At 71.5% G+C, this 20,090-nt stretch carries 21 protein-coding genes; 10 read left to right on the top strand and 11 right to left on the bottom strand.

Annotated elements, in window-relative coordinates:
• Positions 1-11 precede the first annotated feature (11 nt).
• Complete coding sequence (locus ACFPIH_RS17675) at positions 12-512, top strand: Lrp/AsnC family transcriptional regulator (RefSeq protein WP_381170946.1); 501 nt, start codon at positions 12-14, stop codon at positions 510-512.
• A 19-nt stretch (positions 513-531) separates the two neighbouring features.
• On the opposite strand, the gene ACFPIH_RS17670 is transcribed toward ACFPIH_RS17675, so the two are convergent.
• The gene (locus ACFPIH_RS17670) at positions 532-1,122 is read right to left on the bottom strand and encodes a TetR/AcrR family transcriptional regulator (RefSeq protein WP_381170948.1); all 591 of its coding nucleotides are present in this window, start codon (positions 1,120-1,122) and stop codon (positions 532-534) included.
• Complete coding sequence (locus ACFPIH_RS17665) at positions 1,119-2,645, bottom strand: 3-hydroxyacyl-CoA dehydrogenase (RefSeq protein ID WP_381170950.1); 1,527 nt, start codon at positions 2,643-2,645, stop codon at positions 1,119-1,121. Before ACFPIH_RS17665 ends, ACFPIH_RS17670 begins: the two co-directional genes overlap by 4 nt.
• Before the next feature lie 159 nt (positions 2,646-2,804).
• On the opposite strand from ACFPIH_RS17665, the gene paaN reads away from it, so the two are divergent.
• Complete coding sequence (gene paaN / locus ACFPIH_RS17660; RefSeq protein ID WP_381170952.1) at positions 2,805-4,499, top strand: phenylacetic acid degradation protein PaaN; 1,695 nt, start codon at positions 2,805-2,807, stop codon at positions 4,497-4,499.
• Positions 4,500-4,507: 8 nt separating this feature from the next.
• Here the strand turns inward: paaN and ACFPIH_RS17655 are convergent, their stop codons facing one another.
• The 3 genes from ACFPIH_RS17655 to ACFPIH_RS17645 are packed head-to-tail and all read right to left on the bottom strand — an operon-like array spanning position 4,508 to position 7,286.
• A complete protein-coding gene (locus tag ACFPIH_RS17655) occupies positions 4,508-5,299 on the bottom strand; it encodes a TrmH family RNA methyltransferase (protein WP_381170954.1) in 792 nt (263 codons plus the stop codon).
• Positions 5,296-6,507, bottom strand: a complete 1,212-nt coding sequence (locus ACFPIH_RS17650) for an HTTM domain-containing protein (protein ID WP_381170957.1) — start codon at positions 6,505-6,507, stop codon at positions 5,296-5,298. The genes ACFPIH_RS17655 and ACFPIH_RS17650 overlap by 4 nt, the downstream gene beginning before the upstream one ends.
• Positions 6,504-7,286, bottom strand: coding sequence for a DUF5819 family protein (locus tag ACFPIH_RS17645; RefSeq protein WP_381170959.1), 783 nt, complete (start codon positions 7,284-7,286; stop codon positions 6,504-6,506). Before ACFPIH_RS17645 ends, ACFPIH_RS17650 begins: the two co-directional genes overlap by 4 nt.
• Positions 7,287-7,485: 199 nt before the next feature.
• On the opposite strand from ACFPIH_RS17645, the gene paaA reads away from it, so the two are divergent.
• The 6 genes from paaA to ACFPIH_RS17615 all read left to right on the top strand — a co-directional run bounded on the left by paaA (position 7,486) and on the right by ACFPIH_RS17615 (position 12,279).
• A complete protein-coding gene (gene paaA / locus ACFPIH_RS17640; protein ID WP_381170961.1) occupies positions 7,486-8,463 on the top strand; it encodes a 1,2-phenylacetyl-CoA epoxidase subunit PaaA in 978 nt (325 codons plus the stop codon).
• Entirely contained in the window at positions 8,460-8,747 is a 288-nt protein-coding gene (paaB, locus tag ACFPIH_RS17635; protein WP_381170963.1) for a 1,2-phenylacetyl-CoA epoxidase subunit PaaB, read from the top strand. The genes paaA and paaB overlap by 4 nt, the downstream gene beginning before the upstream one ends.
• Positions 8,744-9,463, top strand: coding sequence for a 1,2-phenylacetyl-CoA epoxidase subunit PaaC (paaC, locus tag ACFPIH_RS17630; RefSeq protein WP_381170965.1), 720 nt, complete (start codon positions 8,744-8,746; stop codon positions 9,461-9,463). Before paaB ends, paaC begins: the two co-directional genes overlap by 4 nt.
• A complete protein-coding gene (gene paaD / locus ACFPIH_RS17625) occupies positions 9,457-9,978 on the top strand; it encodes a 1,2-phenylacetyl-CoA epoxidase subunit PaaD (RefSeq protein ID WP_381170967.1) in 522 nt (173 codons plus the stop codon). The genes paaC and paaD overlap by 7 nt, the downstream gene beginning before the upstream one ends.
• Positions 9,978-11,039, top strand: a complete 1,062-nt coding sequence (locus ACFPIH_RS17620; protein WP_381170969.1) for a 2Fe-2S iron-sulfur cluster-binding protein — start codon at positions 9,978-9,980, stop codon at positions 11,037-11,039. Before paaD ends, ACFPIH_RS17620 begins: the two co-directional genes overlap by 1 nt.
• Positions 11,040-11,130: 91 nt before the next feature.
• On the top strand, positions 11,131-12,279 hold the full coding sequence (locus tag ACFPIH_RS17615) for an acyl-CoA dehydrogenase family protein (protein ID WP_381170971.1): 1,149 nt from the start codon (positions 11,131-11,133) through the stop codon (positions 12,277-12,279).
• Between the two features lie 33 nt (positions 12,280-12,312).
• Here the strand turns inward: ACFPIH_RS17615 and ACFPIH_RS17610 are convergent, their stop codons facing one another.
• The 6 genes from ACFPIH_RS17610 to ACFPIH_RS17585 form a co-directional block, all read right to left on the bottom strand.
• Positions 12,313-12,642 (bottom strand): rhodanese-like domain-containing protein, encoded by a 330-nt coding sequence (locus tag ACFPIH_RS17610; RefSeq protein ID WP_381171473.1) that lies wholly within the window; start codon positions 12,640-12,642, stop codon positions 12,313-12,315.
• A 47-nt stretch (positions 12,643-12,689) separates the two neighbouring features.
• Positions 12,690-13,499 carry a J domain-containing protein gene (locus ACFPIH_RS17605; RefSeq protein ID WP_381170973.1) on the bottom strand — a complete coding sequence of 270 codons (810 nt, stop codon included), beginning with the start codon at positions 13,497-13,499 and terminating at the stop codon, positions 12,690-12,692.
• Between the two features lie 258 nt (positions 13,500-13,757).
• Entirely contained in the window at positions 13,758-15,203 is a 1,446-nt protein-coding gene (locus ACFPIH_RS17600) for a DUF2252 domain-containing protein (protein WP_381170975.1), read from the bottom strand.
• Between the two features lie 184 nt (positions 15,204-15,387).
• Positions 15,388-16,539: a sensor histidine kinase gene (locus tag ACFPIH_RS17595; RefSeq protein WP_381170977.1), complete on the bottom strand. Its 1,152-nt coding sequence runs from the start codon at positions 16,537-16,539 to the stop codon at positions 15,388-15,390.
• A gap of 273 nt (positions 16,540-16,812) precedes the next feature.
• Positions 16,813-17,238: a nitroreductase/quinone reductase family protein gene (locus ACFPIH_RS17590; protein WP_381170979.1), complete on the bottom strand. Its 426-nt coding sequence runs from the start codon at positions 17,236-17,238 to the stop codon at positions 16,813-16,815.
• A 47-nt stretch (positions 17,239-17,285) separates the two neighbouring features.
• Positions 17,286-18,065: a glucose 1-dehydrogenase gene (locus ACFPIH_RS17585; RefSeq protein WP_381170981.1), complete on the bottom strand. Its 780-nt coding sequence runs from the start codon at positions 18,063-18,065 to the stop codon at positions 17,286-17,288.
• A 142-nt stretch (positions 18,066-18,207) separates the two neighbouring features.
• Here ACFPIH_RS17585 and ACFPIH_RS17580 point away from each other — a divergent pair, with 142 nt between their 5' ends.
• Entirely contained in the window at positions 18,208-18,852 is a 645-nt protein-coding gene (locus ACFPIH_RS17580) for a TetR/AcrR family transcriptional regulator (RefSeq protein ID WP_381170983.1), read from the top strand.
• A 646-nt stretch (positions 18,853-19,498) separates the two neighbouring features.
• Positions 19,499-19,969, top strand: a complete 471-nt coding sequence (locus tag ACFPIH_RS17575; protein ID WP_381170986.1) for a Tn3 family transposase — start codon at positions 19,499-19,501, stop codon at positions 19,967-19,969.
• Positions 19,970-20,090 lie beyond the last annotated feature (121 nt).

Raw genomic sequence — 20,090 nt, 5'->3', positions numbered from 1 at the left:
GGCGGGGGCACATGGCACCTGAACAAATGGCCGAAGGTCCGGAGGCGGGTGCCGAGTTGCCGCCTGCCCGCCCGCTCGACGCGATCGACCGGGACATCCTGCAGATGCTCCAGGCGGACGGCCGCGCCTCGATACGGTCCGTCGCCGAACGGGTGCACGTCTCGCGCGCCAACGCCTACGCGCGGATCAACCGGCTGGTCGAGGACGGGGTCATCCGGGGCTTCGGGGCCCGCGTGAACCATGAGCGGGCGGGGCAGGGGACCAGCGCCTACATCACGCTGAAGATCGTGCAGAACTCCTGGCGGACCGTGCGCGAGCAGCTCAGACAGCTGCCTGGCGCCTCCCACATCGCCCTGGTCGGGGGCGATTTCGACGTTCTGCTCCTGGTGCACACGCCCGACAACAGGGCGCTGCGCGAGGTGGTGCTGACCCGCCTCCAGGAGATCCCCCAGGTGCTCAGCACGCGCACGCTGCTGGTGTTCGAGGAGGAGGACCTGGAGCCGCAGGGCTGAGACGTCCTTCCCGGCCGCCCTAGCGGTCGGTGCGCAGCCCCCCGAAGACCATGCGCGCCACCGCGTCGGCCACGTCGCCCTCGGCCATTCCCCGGCCGCCCGGGCGGTACCACTCGACGATCGAGTTGATCATGCCGAAGACCAGCCGGGTGGCGAGCCGCACCTCCACGTCGCCGCGCACGTCCCCGTCGTCGGCGGCGGCCTTGAGCAGTGCGGCGACCCGGTGGTCGAAGTCGCGGCGGCGCTCCAGGGCCCACCGCTCGGTGTCGGTGTTGCCGCGCACCCGCAGCAGCAGCGTCACGTACTGCAGATCGCCGATGAGCACCTCGACCATGCGCCGCACGACGTACTCCAGTCGCTCGACGGAGCGCCCCACGCGCGCGTGCTCCTCCTCGAGGATGGCGAAGAGGCCGTCCAGTGCGCGGCTGACGGCCCGGCGCAGCAGTTCCTCCTTGCCGCTGACGTGGTGGTAGATCGACGACTTGGAGATGCCGGCCGCCTTGGAGAGGTGCTCCATGGAGGTGCCGTCGTAGCCGCGCTCGTTGAAGACCTGGACGGCGACGGAGAGCAGGCTCTCCGGGGTGTACGTGTCGCGCTTGGCGGTGGTCACGCGGCGCCCTCCCGCTTCTCGGTGGCGAAGGAGTGCCGGTAGAGGGCGAGGGACGGCGCGTAGCGGCCGGAGGGGTCGCGCTCGTGCAGGTCGTCCAGGAGCGAGAAGGCCCACATGCGGCCGAGCCGGCGGCTCCACTCGAAGGGGCCGAGGGGGTAGTTCACGCCGAGGCGCATCGCGGTGTCGATGTCCTCCTCGGTGGCGACGCCCTTGGCAACGGCGTCGTGCGCGAAGTCGACGATCCGGGCGACCGTGCGGGCGACGATCATGCCGGGGACGTCCCCGATGACGCTGACGTCCTTGCCGAGCGCCTGGAACAGGCCGATCGCCTCGGCCAGGGTCTGCTGCGAGGTGTCCTGGGAGGCGGACAGGGCGATGCGGGTGGCCTTGCGGTAGTCCAGGGCGAGATCGAAGTAGACGACGTCCCGGAACTCCACGGAGGTCTGGCCGTCGGCGAGCGCCAGCTGGCCGCCGCCGGGCAGCACCAGCCGGGTGCCGTGGTCCTCCTCGTCCTCGCGGACCTGGATGCCCGCCTCGCGGATCAGCGCGAGCACCTCGGACGCGGGGCCCAGGTCGCCCTCGGCGACGACGTAGGCGGGCGCCTGCTGCTTCTCGGCGGTGTGCGGCTCGGTGCGCTCGGCGGCCCCGTCGTCGCCGTCGCGGTAGTCGTACCAGCCCTGGCCGGTCTTGCGGCCGAGGCGGCCGGACTCGACCAGGCGGCGCTGGGCGAGCGAGGGGGTGAAGCGGACGTCCTGGAAGAAGGCCTGCCACACGGAGTGCGTGACCGACTCGTTGACGTCCTGCCCGATGAGGTCGGTCAGCTCGAAGGCGCCCATCCGGAAGCCGCCGGACTCGCGCAGGACGGCGTCGATGGTGGCCGGGTCGGCGCCCTGTGCCTCGTAGACGGCGAGCGCCTCGGCGTAGAAGGGCCGCGCGATGCGGTTGACGATGAAGCCGGGGGTGTCGGCGCAGGCGACCGGTGTCTTGCCCCAGGCGCGGGCCATCTCGTACGCGCGCGTGGCCGACGTGACGTCGGTGGCGTACCCGGAGACGACCTCGACCAGCGGCAGCAGCGGCGCGGGGTTGAAGAAGTGCAGGCCCACCAGGCGGCCGGGGTTGCGCAGGGCGCCGCCGATGGCCGTCACCGACAGGGAAGAGGTGTTGGTGGCGAGCAGACAGTCCTCACCGACGATGTCCTCCAGCTCGCGGAAGAGGTCCTGCTTGGCCTCCAGCCGCTCCTGTACGGCCTCGACGACCAGGGTGCAGTCGGCGAGCCCGGCGAGGGCCTCGGCGGGCAGCAGCCGGGCGCGGGCGGCGTCCCGGTCGGCGGCGGCGAGACGGTTCTTCGCCACGAGCCGGTCCAGGCGGGCGCGGATCGCGTCGGCCGCTTCCCGGGCCCGGCCGGGGACGGAGTCGTACAGCCGTACATGGTGGCCCGCGACCAGCGCGACCTGGGCGATGCCCTGGCCCATGGTGCCGGTCCCGACGACGGCCATGGGGCTGCTGAGGTCGAGTGCTGTCATGTCCGCGATCCTCCCGCACGGAGTTTTCCACAGATGCGGCAGGCCCCCTTGTCCCGACCGATCGTTCGGTTACTCTAGCCGTGACCGGTGGTTCCTGCCCAGGTCTCCGCCAGGTCATGGGCTCGAAGAAGAGTTCTCACGACGAGGAGTTGGTCCCGCATGGCCACCGCCGAACTGTCCGCGCACGATCTGATCGCCCAGCACCGGCCCACCCTCGACGAGGCCCTGGAAGCGATCCGCACCCGCGCGTACTGGTCCCCGCACCCCGAGCACCCCAAGGCCTACGGGGAGAGCGGCAGCCTCGACGCGGCGGCGGGCAAGGCCGCCTTCGACGCCGTCCTGAACACCCGGATCGACCTCGGCCAGCCCGGCACGGACGGCTGGGTGGGCGGCGAGGTCTCCCCGTACGGCGTCGAGCTCGGCGTGACGTACCCGCACCCGGACGCGGACGTGCTGCTGCCCGCCATGAAGGCCGGACAGGCCGCCTGGCGGGACGCGGGCGCGGAGGTCCGCGCGGTGGTCTGCCTGGAGATCCTCAAGCGGATCTCCGACCGGACCCACGAGTTCGCGCACGCGGTCATGCACACCTCCGGACAGGCGTTCATGATGGCGTTCCAGGCGGGCGGCCCGCACGCGCAGGACCGCGGCCTGGAGGCGGTGGCGTACGCGTACGCGGAGCAGGTCCGCACGCCCGCCACGGCGGAGTGGTCCAAGCCGCAGGGCAAGCGCGACCCGCTCACCATGACCAAGACCTTCACGCCGGTCCCGCGCGGGATCGCCCTGCTCATCGGCTGCAACACCTTCCCGACGTGGAACGGCTACCCGGGCCTGTTCGCCTCCCTGGCCACCGGCAACGCGGTCCTGGTCAAGCCGCACCCCCGCGCGGTGCTGCCGCTCGCGCTGACCGTGCGGGTCGCGCGCGAGGTGCTCGCCTGGGCGGGCTTCGACCCCAACCTGGTCGCGCTCGCCGCCGAGCGCCCCGGTGAGGGCATCGCCAAGACCCTGGCGACCCGCCCCGAGATCCGGATCATCGACTACACCGGCTCGACCGCCTTCGGCGACTGGCTGGAGAACAACGCCCGCCAGGCGCAGGTCCACACGGAGAAGGCCGGCGTCAACACGGTCCTCGTGGAGTCCACCGCGAACTACAAGGGCATGCTCGCCAACCTGGCGTTCTCGCTCTCCCTCTACAGCGGCCAGATGTGCACCACCCCGCAGAACCTGCTGATCCCGCGCGACGGCATCCGCACCGACGAGGGCCCGAAGACCTACGACGAGGTGGTCTCCGACCTCGCCCGCTCGGTGGACGGCCTGCTCGGCGACGACACGCGCGCGAACGCCCTGCTGGGCGCCATCGTCAACCCGGACGTCAAGGCGCGCCTGGAGGCCGCCGCGGGCCTCGGCGAGGTCGCCCTCGCCTCCCGCGAGGTCACCAACCCGGAGTTCCCGGGCGCGGTCGTGCGCACCCCGGTGATCGTGAAGCTGGACGGCACCAAGCCCGACGACGGGGCCGCCTACCTGAGCGAGTGCTTCGGCCCGGTCTCCTTCGCCGTCGCCGTGGACTCGGCGGCCGACGCTCTCGCCCTGCTGCGGCGCACGGTGCGCGAGAAGGGCGCGATGACGGTCGGCGCGTACACGACCGACTCCGAGGTCGAGCGGGAGGTCGAGGAGGTCTGCCTGGAGGAGTCCGCCCAGCTGTCCCTCAACCTCACCGGCGGGGTGTACGTCAACCAGACGGCCGCCTTCTCCGACTTCCACGGCTCCGGCGGCAACCCGGCGGCCAACGCGGCCCTCACGGACGGCGCGTTCGTCGCCAACCGCTTCCGGGTGGTGGAAGTACGCAGGGACGCCTAGGACAGGTCCTAGGACGACGTCTGTGCGCTCCAGTGGTACAGCGTCATCGCCACCGTCGTCGCGAGGTTGTAGCTGGACACCTGGGGGCGCATCGGCAGCGACAGCAGATGGTCGGCACGGGCGCGGAGCTCCGGGGAGAGTCCGCTGCGTTCCGAGCCGAAGGCCAGGAGGGCGTCGTCGGGGAGCTTGACGCCCCGGATGTCGTCGCCCTCCGGGTCGAGCGCGAACACCGGCCCGGCGGGCAGCTCGGCCACGGCCAGCCGCTCCACGGCGGTCGCGAAGTGCAGTCCCGCCCCGCCGCGCACCACCGTCGGATGCCAGGGGTCGAGGGTGCCGGTGGTGACCACCCCGGTCGCCCCGAAACCGGCGGCGAGCCGGATCACGGCCCCCGCGTTGCCCAGGTTGCGCGGGTTGTCGAGGACGACGACCGGCGCGGTGCGCGGCAGGTGCGCGAGCCGCGCCAGCCGGGCCTCACGGGAGGGCCGTACGGCGAGGGCGGCGACGGCGGTGGGGTGCGGGCGCGGCACGAGCGCGGCGTACACCGACTGCGGGACCTCCGCCAGGAGCGCGTCCAGCGCGGGACGCACATCAGGGGCCAGCTCGTCGGCGAGGGCGAGCGCCGCCGCCCGGTCGGCGGTGACCGCCACCGGGACCTCGGCTCCGAAACGCAGGGCGTGCTTGAGGGCGTGGAAGCCGTCCAGCAGCACATGACCGTCAGGCCGCTCACGGCCGTCGGGCAGCTCACGGGAGCCGGCGAGCCGGTGCCAGACGCCCTCGGGGTCGGTCATGGCGTCGGTCATGGAGTCGAGCCTACGTGGCTGGGTTCGGGGTTCTCCGGCGTCCGCTGCTCGGGCACCTCGGGTCGGGGGTCGCGCGAGAACACCAGCACACGCGCGCGTGCCGTCCAGCCGCCCAGCCGGCGCAGGAAGGACGTCGGCAGGAAGACCGCGTCCGCCGTGATCATCGCCAGGGAGAAGAACGGCAGCCCGAGCACGAGGGCGATCGCCAGGTGCTCGGTCATCATCACCGCCAGCAGCACGTTCTTGACCCGCCGGTTGAACAGCGTGAACGGGAACGCGACCTGCACGGCGACCGTGCCGTACGTCACCAGCATGACCATCGTGCCGCTGCTGGAGAGCAGATCGCCGAGCGCGGGCCAGGGCGAGAAGTAGTCCAGGTGCAGCGGGTAGTACACGGCGGTGCCGTCCTGCCAGCGCGAGCCCTGGATCTTGTACCAGCCGGCCGTCGCGTAGATCAGACAGGCCTCGGCCATGATCACGACGAGGGCGCCGTTGTGCAGGATGTTCGCGATCACGTCGAGCAGGATCCGGGGCTCCGCGGACCGCGTGCGGCGCCGCACCACCCACCACAGGGCCTGCGCGGCCCACACCGTCCACAGCAGCACCGGAATCGTCCACGCGCTGTGGAAGCGGCCCGCGGCCGTCACCGTGATCAGCGCGAGCCCGGAAACGGCCCACAGAGCGGGTCCGACCCGGTCGGTGACCCGCTCCCCACGCGCGTGTGCCTCCCGCTCGCGGCGCGCCCGGCGGGCGTCCAGCGACCACACCTGGCCGCAGCGGGTGAACACCAGGTAGATCGACATCAGGTGCAGGACGTTGTCGCCGCCGTCCCCGACGAAGACACTGCGGTTCTGCAGCGACAGGACGCCGACCATGAACAGCACCGACATCGTGCGGGTGCGCCAGCCCGCCAGCAGCAGGGCGCTCGCGAGCACGGCGAGGACGTACACGGCCTCGAACCAGAGCCGGCCGTCCGACCACATCAGGGCGGTGAACGCGCCATTGGTGTCGATCAGCTGCCGGGCCAGCGTCCAGCTCCAGGGGCCGTCGGGGCCGTAGAGCTCGGTGCGGTGCGGGATCTCGCGCAGCAGGAACATCAGCCAGGTCGCGCCGAATCCGATGCGGACGATCGCGCTCTGGTACGGCCCGAGCGCCGCCCCGGTGACCCGGGCGATCGCGGCGGACACGGTCTCGGCGAATCGGTTCACCGCGCGCCTCCCTCGGCCTCGTCCGGCACCGACCACCAGGAGAGCGTCCGGTACATCGGTTTCAGCGACACCTTCTCGTTGCTCCACTTCGGCGGGATCACGTTGGTGGAGCGGGAACGGACCTGGACCCGCTCGACGACGCCGTCCGGGCCGGCCGCGCCGCCGCGCTCCAGGCGCAGCACCACGATCCGGCGCAGATAGGTCTCGGAGAGCGCGCCGCGCAGGCCGGTGGAGCGGTTGTCGCTGCCGTGCGTGGAGGTGAAGAAGTCCCAGGCGCGGCGCAGTTCGTTCTGCTGCGTGTGGCTGGGCACCAGATTGCCGTCGATCTCCCGGCCGTCCTGCGCCGACAGGTCGTACCAGCCGGTGGTCCGCGTGACACCGTCCTCGGCGCGGACCTCGGCGCGGACCTGGACGGCGATGTTCTGCTGCAGCGGGTTCGGCGCGAACAGTTTCCAGTTCTGTTCGAACTCCGGGTATATCCAGTCGTCTATCGCCTCGCCGTGCGCCTTGGTGACCGTGTTCGAGGGCGCGACGTGCAGGAACACCATGCCTATGTGGACACAGACGGCGACCGCGACGACGGCGAGCGCGAGGGCGGCACCGACCTGGTAGCGGGGGGAGAGGGCGGCCACACCGGTGCGGGGTTCCCGGGCGGCGGGATCGCCGTCCGGGGGCGTCGTGGGCACCGGCGCCCCTTCGGGTTCGTCCGATGTCCTCGGCCCCCGAAGGGCGTCAGAGCGCCCCTGGGGGGCGTCAGAGCCTCCGTCGTACGCGTCCATTCCGCCCCGTTCCCCGATCCCGGTCGTCTTCCCGTCCGCGCTGCGTCGCGCAATCGCGAACGGTACTCAGGCCCACCCGCCGGGCGCAGCCCCTCCCCCGGTTATCCACAACGGTTGACACCTTACGACGACCGTCCCACCATGGAATCCAGCAGACCGAACGATCGGTCGGGGGTGGTCGGAGATCAAGGGGACCGGCATGGCGACAGCAACCGCGCACCGCACGGCGGACGAGGAGACGTACCAGGCCGCGTTCGACGCCGCCGTGGCCGCCGACGAGCGCATCGAGCCCCGCGACTGGATGCCCGACGCCTACCGCGCCACGCTGGTGCGGCAGATCGCCCAGCACGCCCACTCCGAGATCATCGGCATGCAGCCGGAGGCCAACTGGATCACCCGCGCGCCGTCCCTGCGGCGCAAGGCCATCCTGATGGCGAAGGTCCAGGACGAGGCCGGCCACGGGCTCTATCTGTACAGCGCGGCCGAAACCCTCGGCACCGGCCGCGACGAACTCCTGGACAAGCTGCACACCGGCCGCCAGAAGTACTCCTCGATCTTCAACTACCCCACGCTGACCTGGGCGGACGTCGGCGCGATCGGCTGGCTGGTGGACGGCGCCGCGATCACCAACCAGGTCCCCCTGTGCCGCTGCTCCTACGGGCCGTACGCGCGCGCGATGGTGCGCGTCTGCAAGGAGGAGTCCTTCCACCAGCGCCAGGGGTACGAACTGCTGCTCGCCCTCAGCAGGGGCACACCCGAACAGCACGCGATGGCGCAGGACGCGGTGGACCGCTGGTGGTGGCCGTCACTGATGATGTTCGGCCCGCCCGACGACGAGTCCGCGCACTCCGCGCAGTCCACGGCCTGGAAGATCAAGCGGCACTCCAACGACGAACTGCGCCAGCGCTTCGTCGACATCTGCGTCCCGCAGGCCGCCTCCCTCGGCCTCACCCTGCCCGACCCGGACCTCGAATGGAACGAGGAGCGGGGGCACCACGACTTCGGCCCGATCGACTGGACGGAGTTCAAGGAGGTCCTCAAGGGCAACGGCCCGTGCAACGAGCAGCGCATCACCCAGCGCCGGCAGGCGCACGACGAGGGCGCCTGGGTCCGCGAGGCCGCCTCGGCCTACGCGGCCAAGCACAGCACCGACACGACGGGAGCCGGGCAGGCATGACGAACTCCGACTGGCCGCTGTGGGAGGTCTTCGTGCGCTCCCGGCGCGGCCTGGCCCACACCCACGCCGGCAGCCTGCACGCGCCGGACGCGGAGTTCGCCCTGCGCAACGCCCGCGACCTGTACACCCGGCGCGGCGAGGGCGTCTCCATCTGGGTCGTGCCGTCCGCCGCGGTCACCGCCTCCTCGCCGGACGAGAAGGACCCGTTCTTCGAACCGTCCGCCGACAAGCCCTACCGGCACCCGACGTTCTACGAGATCCCGGAGGGGGTGCAGCACCTGTGACGACCGCCGCTCCCACGACGGCCGCCCTCGCCCTCGGCGACGACGCCCTGGTGCTCTCCCACCGCCTCGGCGAGTGGATGGGCCACGCGCCCGTGCTCGAGGAGGAAGTCGCCCTCGCCAACATCGCGCTGGACCTGCTGGGCCAGGCCCGCGTCCTGCTGTCGATGACCGGCGACGAGGACGAACTGGCCTATCTGCGCGAGGAACGCGCCTTCCGCAACGTCCAGTTGGTCGAGCAGCCGAACGGCGACTTCGCCCACACCATCGCCCGCCAGCTGTACTTCTCGACCTACCAGCACCTCCTGTACGGCCAACTGGCCTCCGCCGACGGCCCGTTCGCGGGGCTCGCGGCGAAGGCCGTCAAGGAGGTCGCCTACCACCGCGACCACGCCGAGCAGTGGACACTGCGGCTCGGCGACGGCACCGAGGACAGCCACGCGCGCATGCGGACGGCCTGCGAGGCGCTGTGGCGGTTCACCGGCGAGCTTTTCCAGCCGGTGGAGGGGCTCGACGTGGACGGGGAGGCGCTGCGGGCCGGCTGGCTGGAGTCGGTCGGCGCGGTGCTGCGCCGGGCCGGCCTGGCGGTTCCCGAGGGACCGCGGTCGGGCGCCTGGAGGGCGGGCGCGGGCCGGCAGGGCCTGCACACCGAGTCCTTCGGCCGGATGCTCGCCGAGATGCAGCATCTGCACCGCAGCCACCCGGGGGCGTCATGGTGACGACCACGCCCCTGGAGGCGGAGCTGCTCGCGCTCGCCGGTTCGGTGCCCGACCCCGAGCTGCCCGTGCTGACCCTGCGCGAACTGGGCGTGGTGCGCGCGGTGCGTCTGCACGGCGCCGAAGCGGTGGAGGTCGAGCTGACCCCGACGTACACCGGCTGTCCGGCGATCGAGGCGATGTCGGCGGACATCGAGCGCGTCCTGCACGAGCACGGCGTACCGGACGTGACCGTGCGCACGGTGCTGGCCCCCGCCTGGTCGACGGACGACATCACGGACGAAGGCCGCCGCAAACTGCGGGAGTTCGGGATCGCGCCGCCCCGGGCGGTACGGGAGTCCGGCCCGGTCGCCCTCGCCCTGGGCCCCACCAGGAGCGTCGACCCTGACCCGGTGCGCTGCCCGAACTGCGGGTCCGCCGACACCGAGCTGCTCAGCCGGTTCTCCTCCACCGCCTGCAAGGCGCTGCGCCGCTGTCTGGCCTGCCGTGAACCCTTCGACCACTTCAAGGAGTTGTGATGGCCCGCTTCCACCCGCTCCAGGTGGCCGCGGTGGACCGGCTCACCGACGACTCCGTCGCCCTCACCTTCGCCGTCCCCGAAGGGCTGCGCGATGAGTTCCGGCACGCGCCCGGCCAGCACCTCGCCGTGCGGCGCGTGGCCGACGGCGCCGAGATGCGGCGGACGTACTCGATCTGCTCGCCCGCGCCCGACCCCGGCGGCGAGGGCCCGCGCACGCTGCGGGTGGGGGTGCGGCTGGTCGACGGCGGGGCCTTCTCGACGTACGCGCTGAAGGAGATCGGGGTCGGCGACGAGCTGGAGGTGATGACCCCGGCGGGGCGCTTCACCCTCGCCCCGGCGCCCGGACTGTACGCGGCGATCGTGGGCGGCAGCGGGATCACCCCGGTGCTGTCGATCGTCTCCACGCTGCTGGCGCGCGAACCCGGCGCCCGCTTCTGTCTGATCCGAGGCGACCGCACGGCCGCCTCCACGATGTTCCTGGACGAGGTCGCCGACCTGAAGGACCGGTATCCGCAGCGGCTTCAGCTCGTCACCGTGCTCTCACGGGAGGAGCAGCAGGCGGGGCTGCCGCCCGGGCGGCTGGACCGGGAGCGGCTGACCTCGCTGCTTCCGGCGCTGCTGCCGGTTGCGGACGTGGCGGGGTGGTTCCTGTGCGGGCCGTTCGGGCTGGTGCAGGGCGCGGAACGGACGCTCCGGGCGCTCGGGGTCGGCCGGTCCCGGATCCACGAGGAGATCTTCCACGTGGACGACGTGGCACCGCGCGCGGCCACGGCGGCACCCGCGCACAGCACCGTGACCGCCCGGCTCGACGGCCGGGGCGGCAGCTGGCCCGTCCGGGACGGGGAGTCGGTCCTGGAGACCGTGCTGCGCAACCGGCCCGACGCGCCCTATGCCTGCAAGGGCGGGGTGTGCGGGACCTGCCGGGCCTTCCTGGTCTCCGGCGAGGTGCGGATGGACCGCAACTTCGCGCTGGAGCCGGAGGAGACCGAGGCGGGGTATGTGCTGGCGTGCCAGTCGCATCCGCTTACGGAGGCGGTGCAGGTGGACTTCGACCGGTGAATCCCCCACCTGTTCTCTTTTTCTAGAACCTGTTCTATCTTGACGACCCGTCAGATCTCGCCCGGATCAGACCCGTCGGAGGGGACAGGCCGTGGACTTCACGTTCAGCGAGGAGCAGCAGGCTGCGGCCGAGGCGGCGCGCGGGGTGCTCGCCGGGGTCGCCCCCGACGGCGTGCCGAGCCCCGCGCTCACCCAGGGCCGCCCCGTCGCCGACGACCTCGACCGGGCGCTGTGGGGCAGGCTCGCCGACGCGGACCTGCTGAGCCTGCTCCTCGACGAGGAGTACGGCGGAGCAGGCCTCGACGCCGTCGCCCTGTGCCTGCTGCTGCGCGAGGCGGGGAAGTCGCTCGCCCGGGTGCCGCTGCTGGAGAGCAGCGCCGCCGCCGCGACCGTACAGGCCTACGGCAGCCCCGAGCTGAGGTCGGCGCTGCTCGCGCGGGCCGGCCGGGGCGAGGTCGTGCTGACCGTCGCCGCCAACGGCCGCACCGGGCACGACGCGGCCGAACTCGCGGTCACCGCCCGGCAGGACGGCGACGGCTGGGTGCTGGACGGGGTGCAGACGGCGGTGCCGTGGGCGTACGAGGCCGACTTCGTGCTCGTACCGGCGCGGGCCGGAGACGGCACCGGGCAGGACGTGAGCGTTCTCGCCGTGGTCGCCCGGGGCCAGGAGGGCGCCGTACTCGCCGAGCAGATCTCCACCACCGGTGAGCGGCTCGGCGAGCTGCGCCTGGAGTCGGCGCGGATCGCCGCCCGGGACGTCATCACCGCGGACGGCGCCGTGGAGTGGCTGCGGGCGCTGCTGACCACCGGGACGTGCGCGCTGGCGCTGGGCCTGGGGGAGCGGGTGCTGAGCATGACGAGCGACTACGCGAGCAAGCGGGAGCAGTTCGGGTATCCGATCGCCACGTTCCAGGCCGTCGCCGTCCAGGCCGCCGACCGTTACATCGACCTGCGCGCGATGGAGGTCACCCTGTGGCAGGCCGCGTGGCGGATCTCCTCCGGGGCGCCGGGCGCGCTGCCCGCCGCCGGAGACGTCGCCGTGGCCAAGATCTGGGCCTCCGAGGGCGTACGGCGGATCGTGCAGACCGCGCAGCACCTGCACGGCGGCTTCGGCGCCGACGTCGACTACCCGCTGCACCGGTACCACGCCTGGGCCAAGCACCTGGAGCTGTCGCTCGGCCCCGCGGCGGCGCACGAGGAGGCACTGGGCGACCTGCTGGCCGCCCACGCCCTGAGCTGACCTGCCCTTCTCCGCGCCTGTGCGCCTGTGCGCCTACGCGACGAAGCCGGGCCGGCCGTCGTCCTGGACGACGGGACGGCCCACGGCCGCCCAGATCTGCATGCCGCCGTCGACGTTCACCGCGTCCACGCCCTGCTGCACGAGGTACATGGTGACCTGGGCCGAGCGGCCCCCGGAACGGCAGATCACATGGACCCGCCCGTCCTGCGGGGCCGCCTCGGTCAGCTCGCCGTAGCGGCCGACGAACTCGCTGAGGGGAATGTGCAGGGCGCCCTCGGCGTGACCCGCCTGCCATTCGTCGTCCTCACGGACGTCCAGCAGGAAGTCGCCGTCCTTGAGGTCGCCGACCTCGACCGTGGGCACACCGGAACCGAAACTCATGCCACGACGCTACCCGACGGCTCCCGCCGCTAGCCGACCAGCTGGGCCAGCTCCGCTTCCTTCTGGGCGACCTCGGCCAGGAGCTGGTCGGCGATCTCGTCCAGCAGTCGGTCGGGGTCGTCCGGGGCCATCCGCAGCATGGAGCCGATCGCGCCGTTCTCCAGCTCCCCCGCGAGGGATGTGAGCATCTCCTTGCGGGCGGCGAGCCACTCCAGGCGGGCGTACAGCTCCTCGCTGGGGCTCGGGCGCCGCTCGGCGGGCGCCGGACCGGCCGCCCACTCCTCGGCCAGCTCCCGCAGCAGGACCTCGTCGCCGCGGGCGTAGGCCGCGTTGACCCGGGTGATGAACTCCTCACGCCGGGCCCGCTCGTCGTCCTCCTGGGCCAGATCGGGGTGGGCCTGGCGGGCGAGCTCGCGATAGAGCTTGCGGGCCTCGTCGCTCGGCCGTACCCGCTCCGGGGGGCGCACCTGCTGGTCGGTGAGCATCGCGACGGCCTCCGGGAACAGCCCGTTCCCGTCCATCCAGCCGTGGAACAGCTCCTCGACCCCGGGCATCGGCAGCACCCGGGCCCGCGCCTCCTCGGCCCGGCGCAGATCCTCGGGGTCACCGGTGCGCGCGGCCCTGGCCTCCGCTATCTGCGCGTCCAGCTCGTCGAGCCGGGCGTACATCGGGCCGAGCTTCTGATGGTGGAGCCGGGAGAAGTTCTCGACCTCGACGCGGAAGGTCTCCACCGCGATCTCGAACTCGATCAACGCCTGCTCGGCGGCCCGCACGGCCTGCTCCAGCCGCTCCTCGGGCCGCGGCTGCCCAGCTTCGGGGGTCGCTTCGGGGGTCGTCACCCGACCAGCCTAGGCCAAGCCCGGGGCCGACAGGGCTGCCCTCATCCCTGGACCAACCCCACAGAAGACAGGCCTGCCTCCCGACCTGCCCCTGCCCGGCCCTCCACCCGGCCTCGGCCCGACCCTCCGCCAGGCCCCCGGCCGGCCGTCTGCCCGGCCCTCCATCAGGCCCCCGCCGACGGCCGTCTGCCCAGCCCTCCGGCCAGCACTCCGCCAGCCCTCACCCGGCGCCCCGCCCGCCGACCCCGGTGGCCGGCCTCACACCCCCGTCTCCGCCGCGATCCGCCCCGCGCGTACCGCCGCCACCAGGTCGGCGTGGTCGGCCTCGGTGCGGTCGGCGTAGGCGACGGCGAAGGTGGCGATCGCCTCGTCGAGCTCCTCGCTCTTGCCGCAGTAACTGGCGATCAGCCGCGGGTCGGCGCTGTGCGAGTGGGCGCGGGCCAGCAGGGCGCCGGTCATCCGGCCGTAGTCGTCGACCTGGTCGGGGGCGAGGGCGGCCGGGTCGACGCTGCCCTTGCGGTTGCGGAACTGCCGTACCTGGAAGGGGCGCCCGTCGACCGTCGTCCAGCCCAGCAGTATGTCGCTGACGACCTGCATCCGCTTCTGGCCGATCACCACCCGGCGGCCCTCGTGGCCGGCGGACGGCGTCTCGAAGCCCGCGGTCAGCAGATGCGGCACCAGGGCCGAGGCGCGCGCCTCCTTCACCTGGAGGATCAGCGGTTCACCGCGGTGGTCCAGGAGCAGGACCACGTACGAACGCGTCCCCACGCTGCCCGTGCCGACGATCCGGAAGGCGACGTCGTGCACCGAGTGCCGGGCGAGCAGCGGATGGCGGTCCTCGGAGAGGGTCGTCAGATACGACTCCAGGGACACCGCCACCGACGCGGCCTCCGCGTCCGGGATCCGGCGCAGCACCGGCTGGGCTTCGACGAAGCGGCGGCCGCCGTCCCCGGTCGGCTCGGTCGACTTCGCCGCGAACCGGCCGCTGGTGTTGGCCCGCGCCTTCTCCGAGACCCGCTCCAGGGTGCCCAGGAGATCGTGGGCGTCGGTGTGCGAGACGAGCTCCTCGTCCGCGATCGCGTTCCACGCGTCCAGCACCGGGAGCCGCGCCAGCAGTCGCATCGTGCGGCGGTAGGAGCCGGCCGCGCCGTGGGCCGCCTTGCGGCAGGTGTCCTCGTCGGCGCCGGCCACCCGGCCGGCGAGCACCAGGGAAGCGGCGAGCCGCTTGAGGTCCCACTCCCAGGGGCCGTCGACCGTCTCGTCGAAGTCGTTCAGGTCGATGACCAGCCCACCGCGGGCGTCCCCGTACAGGCCGAAGTTGGCCGCGTGGGCGTCACCGCAGATCTGGGCGCGGACCCGGGTCATGGGGGTACGCGCAAGATCATGGGCCATGAGGCCCGCCGAGCCGCGCATGAACGCGAAGGGCGTCGCCGCCATCCGCCCCACCCTTATCGGCATCAGCCCGGGGATACGGCCCTGGTTGGAATCCTCGACCGCGGCCACCGCGTCCGGACGCGAGGGGTCCAGGTCGAACGACGCGTGCGAGGACCGCGTCACCACGGCACGCAGTACCTTGCCCTGCTCCTTGGGGGAGACCGGCTCCGCCACGGACCGCTCGGCGAATCCCCGCACCCGGGGGAGCCTGCGCGCCCCACTCACCACAGCTTCGGCCTCGGTCACGACGACCGCCTCCCCCGCACGCATCCATCCACGATCGATCAATTCGAGCCTGACCGTACAGGCCGGCGCCAAAACCCGTCAGACCCTGTGGACAACTCGGAAGATGTGGATAACTCGCAGGATGCAGGCAGTCCGAGGGATTTCGAGAGGCTTCGACAGACATGGACGACTTCGGATCACAGCGCCATGTTTCACGTGAAACCAGCCATCACCACACGCAGGGCAGCTCCACGGTGATCACTGTCGGCCCTCCGGCCGGACTGCTCACGCTCACCACCCCGTCCAGCGCGGCCACCCGCCGCCGGATCCCCAGCAGCCCGGACCCCTCGCCCTCCTCGGCCCCACCGTCCCCCTCGTCCCGTACGACGGCCCGTACCCCCTTGCGCAGCCGCTCCAGTTCGACGGTCGCCCGTTGTGAGCCGCTGTGCTTGGCGACATTGGTGAGCGCCTCGGCCACCGCGAAGTAGGCGGCGGCCTCCACGGCGGCCGGTGCCCGGGGCCCCTCCTCGACCGAGTCCGCCCGCACCGTCACCTCCAGCCCCGTGCCGGCCGCCAGGGCCCGCACCGCCCCCACGAGCCCCCGGTCGGTGAGGATCGGCGGATGGATGCCGCGCACCACGTGCCGCAGCTCGGTCAGCGCCTCCTCGGCCTGGTTCTGGGCGTCCGACATCAGCCGGCGTGCGGCCTCGGGGTCCCGGTCGAAGGCCCGCTTGGCCAGCCCGATCCGCATGGACAGGGCGACCAGCCGGGCCTGGGCCCCGTCGTGCAGATCGCGCTCGATCCGGCGCAGTTCTGCCCCGTGCGCGGCGATCGCGTCGGCACGGGTCTCGGTCAGCGCCCGCACCCGGGCGGCGAGCCGAGCCTTGGGGGACGGCTTCAGCAGCGCACCCGACCAGCGCGCCTCGACATCGGCCAGCCGCACGATCCACGGCAGGACCACGGCCTCACGGCGCAACAGCCCCGCCCACACCCCGTCCACGACCAGCGCGACCGGCCACAGGGGCAGCGCGAGCAGCAGCAGCCAGCCGTACACGTAGTGGGCGGCCATCCAGCGCAGGTCGGCGAGGGTGCCGGAGTCACGGACGGCCGTACGGATGCGCTGCCGCGTCGGCCCGGTGAGCGGCTCGTACGCCTCGGGGATCTCCTGCCCGGTCCAGGCCGCCGTCTGCCGGCGCTTGGCACCGGCGATCCGGCGGACCAGCAGCACGGTTTCGGGCAGCAGCCACGCCCCGACGACAGCGAGCGTGCCGACGGCCGTGATGAGCAGCACGGTGACGAAGAGATACGTACCGAAGGTCATCACCGCGGCGAGGGCAAGCCGAAGCGTGGCCCGTCCCGCTTGCCGAAGTGTCCTGCCCATGCCCCCACGCTAGGCGGCCCCCCTCGCGAACGCGGGACAGCAGGCCACCGCACTGGTGGTGTAGCCCACTACACCCCAGTTACAGCCTGAGACGTTCCTCGTCGGGCACGTGGCGGTTCTTTCAGGGTGAGCGTGTAGGAGACTTTCCCTCTGGAAACTTCGACATCCATCTGGGACCGCCGCGCCGGCTACACCCTCATCTGGCGAAGAGCCGCTCTGGCCGCGACTACACCCCAGTCCCTGGGAGCAGGTCATCTGTCGAGGGATCCGCGATCACGGCCGATGTCGGAAGCTGATGCGCATCAGCCGACTGCCAGCCCAGTCTTCGAGCCGAGTCGGCCGGATGGTGCCGGGGTCGTGGGGCTGATTGAGATCCGCCACGATCTCCGCCAGCACGGCCTGACGTTCAGCTGGGTCGGTGACAGGCGTGGCCCGTGCAGGCAGATCTGCACGGATCCCGTTCTTGAGGTGGAAGGTGAAGTTGTGATTGGCGAGAAGGTTCGCATGCCAGTCGGTCGCGGCACCGCCGGCGCCGCTACACAGGTAAGTGGTGCCCGCAGCTCGGTAGAAGAAGATCTCGATGCGGCGTGCTCGGCCGGTGCGGCGCCCCAGCGTCGTGATGTCGATGATCCGTTCCCTGGTGCCCGCGGCGGGGGTGATCTCGATGGCTCGTCGGATGTGGTTGGGCAGGTGGGACAAAGACGCGTCCCGTGCGGAGTCGTTCGACCCGGTCGTGTCTGGAGTGCTCATACGGTCTCGGCCTGAAGGGCGGGGCCGAGGAGGAGTCCACCGTCGATGACGTACTCCGACCCCGTGATGAACGACGCGTCCGATGACGTGAGGAACAGGAGAAGACGGCTGACGTCGGTCGGCTCCCCGAGCCGGGGGATGGCGAACGGCTCGGGTGAGTAGAAGTCGGCGATTGCCGCGACTGCGCCAGCTGCTGGTTCGAGGATGAAGGAGGTCGCGATCACGCCGGGGTGGATGGTGTTCACCCGGATGTGGTCGCGGCCGAGCTCGAGTGCTGCCGTTTGGGTGAGGCCTCGCACGGCCCACTTGCTGGCGACGTACGGCGCGTAGTGAGCCGTGCCGCCCAGGCCCATGGTCGAGGCGACGTTGACGATGGCTCCCCCTGCTGCGCGGCGCAGAGCGGGGGCTGCGGTCTTGATGCCGAGGAAGGTCCCTGTGAGGTTGATGTCGAGGATGCGCGACCACGTGGCCTGCTCCGTGTTTTCGATTGTTGCAGGCGGATTCTGCACGCCCGCGTTGTTGACGAGCACGTTCAGGGCGCCGAAGGCGCTCTCGGCGGCCAGCACAGCGGCGGACCACGAGCTCTCGTCGGTAACGTCAAGGCGGGCGAAGCGAGCGCGGGTCCCGAGCTCGTCGGCAAGAGCGGCGCCGCGTTCCGCGTCGATGTCGCCGATCACCACGTTCGCTCCCTCCGCATGAAAGGCGCGCACGTGGCTCGAGCCCTGGCCGCCGGTCCCACCGGTCACGAGCACGGTCTGGTTGTCGAAGCGGGGCATCAGATGTTCCTTCGGTACGTCGGTGAATGACCGGGATCACCAGTGATGAACGGCGGCCAGTGGTGAGCCGGGCGACTCGCCATCCCTGACACTAGGTCGGCGGCAGTGGCGAGTCAAGCCACTCACCTCGTATGCTCGGCCCATGAGCAGAGTCGTGACGACGTATCACCAGCGCGTCGCCCAGGAGAAGCGCGCCCTGATCGTGACGGCCGCGACCGCGCTGTTTCTCGAGTTGGGCTACGACCGGACGTCGCTGGCGCGGATCGCAGAGCGCTCGGGCGTTTCGCGGGCCACCTTGTTCAAGCAGTTTCCGAGCAAAGCCGCCCTGTTCGACGCCATCGTGACCGAGTCCTGGTCGACCGCTGACGAGGAGGATCCTCCGCCGGCAGGCAACGTCGTTGACGGGCTCAGCATCATCGGTCGCCGTTACGCCGAGCTGCTGGGCCGTGCCCAGATGACCGACCTGTTCCGGATCGTCATCGCCGAGCTGCCGCGGTTCCCTGAGCTGGCCCATGCGCAGTTCTCGCACGGGAAGATGCCCTACTTCGAGTCCGTACGCAGCTACCTCCTGGCTGAGCACGAGGCGGGAACGGTGCGGGTCGAGGACGTGGACCTCGCAGCCACCCAGTTCCTGGGCATGATCTCCAACTACGTCTTCTGGCCGACACTCCTGGTGCCGGGCTGGGAGGTGAGCGCCGAACGCGTCGCTCAGGTGGTCGACGAGGCCGTCCGCACCATCGCCGCCCGGTACGCCGCGACTGGACCAGTGGCGTCCACCAACGACTGAGTCCCGCCGCCACCAAAGGCGCTGATGCCTACGCAATCGAGGCCGTCGGCACCAAGGGCGTTCGCGGGGCATCCCGGGGCGGACACCGAAGGAGGGAGTCTCGATGTGTTGACCCACCTCGATCAGCCTGGCATCAGCACGGCCCTACAAGAGGTCTCAGCAGCGGGCCCAAACGTGCAAGGCTGCGCTCTCGGGGTGCAAACTCCCAACGACAGCAAGAGGGGGGCCCAAGACCCGCAAGCCAGGCCCGCAGCTACACCCTCATCTGTGAAGAGCCGGTAACAGGCCCTGATCCAGGCACGCTCGGGAGACCGGTCAGCCATGGACGAGGCAGGGAACCCAGCGACTATTGCTCACCCATAGAGCATGCTCAATCGTGGCCATATAATCACTTTCCGTTACTCACCATCTGGCCGTAGCTGTACGAGAACCGGGCCAAGATGGGCTTCCTCGTGTGCGACATCCCCTGAGTTCCCCTGGGTCTCGATGAGACCCTGCGCCCCTGGCCAGCAGACTTCATCTCGTTCTGGAGTGCGGAGCCCGGTGATGGAAGTTCGGGAATCCTGAAGGATGCTCGGCCTGTCGGAACGTTCTGCGGTCCGATTGAAGACGCGGCTTCGCAGTTCGGCTGCCTCCGGATGGAGCCGTGGGGAACCGATCGCTGGATGGCGGCGGGGTCCAAATCTCCTTTGCCTGGGGGCGGTTGACTGAAGGTCCTGGTGGTCCGCCCACGCCAGACGGCCCCACGCCCCGACAAGACCTCTCTGCTGCCACCCACAGCGCCTCGATCGTGGGGTTCGTCTTCGCCCACATGCTCGGCTTCAACCTGCTGCCCCGGCTGAAGAACGTCGGCTCCGCCCGTCTGTACCGGCCGACCACCGGCGAGGACGACACCTGCCTTCTCCAGGAGATCCTGGCCGAACCGAAGTGGGCCGAGAAGCTCACCGACGCCGACCGCCGGGCGCTGTCCCCGCTGTTCTGGACTCATGTGAATCCGTACGGCGGGTTCGAGCTGGATATGAGCAACAGGCTCGGACTCAACCCGCCCACAGTGCCCGGCCCACGCACCGAAGCCGCCGCGGCGGAACCGGCCGGTGAGGACGCCGGCGGCACCTGAGACAGCAGTCCGGCCCCGGCTCCGCCCCACGAAGGAAGGGCAGCGCCGGGGCCGCTGTGATGTGAACCGATCGGGACAGGCGGGCATTCCAGCCGGGAGTACGGGGCAGGGGTGGGCAAGC

Source organism: Streptomyces vulcanius, assembly GCF_042653945.1.
In the GTDB taxonomy this organism is placed as follows: domain Bacteria; phylum Actinomycetota; class Actinomycetes; order Streptomycetales; family Streptomycetaceae; genus Streptomyces; species Streptomyces mangrovi.
Note: the sequence above shows the minus strand (reverse complement) of the source record. Positions and strands in the feature narration are given on the sequence as shown.

Bases quoted from the DNA above. Each gene is read 5' to 3' on its own strand.
- ACFPIH_RS17675 (WP_381170946.1), top strand. From the start codon at position 12: ATGGCACCTGAACAAATGGCCGAAGGTCCGGAGGCGGGTGCCGAGTTG.
- ACFPIH_RS17665 (WP_381170950.1), bottom strand. From the start codon at position 2,645: ATGACAGCACTCGACCTCAGCAGCCCCATGGCCGTCGTCGGGACCGGC.
- paaN (WP_381170952.1), top strand. From the start codon at position 2,805: ATGGCCACCGCCGAACTGTCCGCGCACGATCTGATCGCCCAGCACCGG.
- ACFPIH_RS17655 (WP_381170954.1), bottom strand. From the start codon at position 5,299: ATGACCGACGCCATGACCGACCCCGAGGGCGTCTGGCACCGGCTCGCC.
- ACFPIH_RS17645 (WP_381170959.1), bottom strand. From the start codon at position 7,286: ATGGACGCGTACGACGGAGGCTCTGACGCCCCCCAGGGGCGCTCTGAC.
- paaA (WP_381170961.1), top strand. From the start codon at position 7,486: ATGGCGACAGCAACCGCGCACCGCACGGCGGACGAGGAGACGTACCAG.
- paaB (WP_381170963.1), top strand. From the start codon at position 8,460: ATGACGAACTCCGACTGGCCGCTGTGGGAGGTCTTCGTGCGCTCCCGG.
- paaD (WP_381170967.1), top strand. From the start codon at position 9,457: ATGGTGACGACCACGCCCCTGGAGGCGGAGCTGCTCGCGCTCGCCGGT.
- ACFPIH_RS17620 (WP_381170969.1), top strand. From the start codon at position 9,978: ATGGCCCGCTTCCACCCGCTCCAGGTGGCCGCGGTGGACCGGCTCACC.
- ACFPIH_RS17600 (WP_381170975.1), bottom strand. From the start codon at position 15,203: ATGCGTGCGGGGGAGGCGGTCGTCGTGACCGAGGCCGAAGCTGTGGTG.
- ACFPIH_RS17595 (WP_381170977.1), bottom strand. From the start codon at position 16,539: ATGGGCAGGACACTTCGGCAAGCGGGACGGGCCACGCTTCGGCTTGCC.
- ACFPIH_RS17585 (WP_381170981.1), bottom strand. From the start codon at position 18,065: ATGCCCCGCTTCGACAACCAGACCGTGCTCGTGACCGGTGGGACCGGC.
- ACFPIH_RS17580 (WP_381170983.1), top strand. From the start codon at position 18,208: ATGAGCAGAGTCGTGACGACGTATCACCAGCGCGTCGCCCAGGAGAAG.